This is a genomic window from Bacillus sp. 205(2023) (assembly GCF_037027485.1).
Taxonomy (GTDB): domain Bacteria; phylum Bacillota; class Bacilli; order Bacillales; family Bacillaceae; genus Bacillus; species Bacillus halotolerans.
Genome location: NZ_JAXCHF010000031.1, coordinates 1 through 514, shown reverse-complemented (window position 1 = coordinate 514; position 514 = coordinate 1). Strand labels below are relative to the sequence as shown.

Below are 514 nucleotides of genomic sequence, written 5' to 3'. Positions count from 1 at the left end.
GTTCGTCCTGAGCCAGGATCAAACTCTCCGATAGTAGTTTGACTGACTACGCACATCGCTGTGCGATTTATGATAAAACTTGAATTAACAGGTACGTTTTGTCTTGTTTAGTTTTCAAAGATCATTTTGTTTACCGCTTTGTTAAAGCAACTTTATTATTATACAACGTCGCTTTCTCAAAGTCAACAACTTTTTTAAATTTTTTTGGTGGAGCCTAGCGGGATCGAACCGCTGACCTCCTGCGTGCAAAGCAGGCGCTCTCCCAGCTGAGCTAAGGCCCCATAAAAATGGTCGGGAAGACAGGATTCGAACCTGCGACCCCATGGTCCCAAACCATGTGCTCTACCAAGCTGAGCTACTTCCCGATTTCCCATATCGATAAAATATATGGCGCGCCCGAGAGGAGTCGAACCCCTAACCTTTTGATCCGTAGTCAAACGCTCTATCCAATTGAGCTACGGGCGCAAATTATAATGCCGAGGGCCGGACTTGAACCGGCACGGTAGTCACCTAC

3 tRNA genes are annotated in these 514 nt (G+C 46.5%); all 3 read right to left on the bottom strand.

Going from position 1 to position 514, the window contains the following annotated elements:
- Positions 1–205: 205 nt before the first annotated feature.
- The 3 genes from WA325_RS21225 to WA325_RS21215 all read right to left on the bottom strand — a co-directional run bounded on the left by WA325_RS21225 (position 206) and on the right by WA325_RS21215 (position 465).
- A tRNA-Ala gene (locus WA325_RS21225) sits at positions 206–281 on the bottom strand.
- A gap of 7 nt (positions 282–288) precedes the next feature.
- A tRNA-Pro gene (locus tag WA325_RS21220) sits at positions 289–365 on the bottom strand.
- 23 nt (positions 366–388) lie between these two features.
- Positions 389–465: transfer RNA gene (locus WA325_RS21215), tRNA-Arg, on the bottom strand.
- Positions 466–514: the final 49 nt, after the last annotated feature.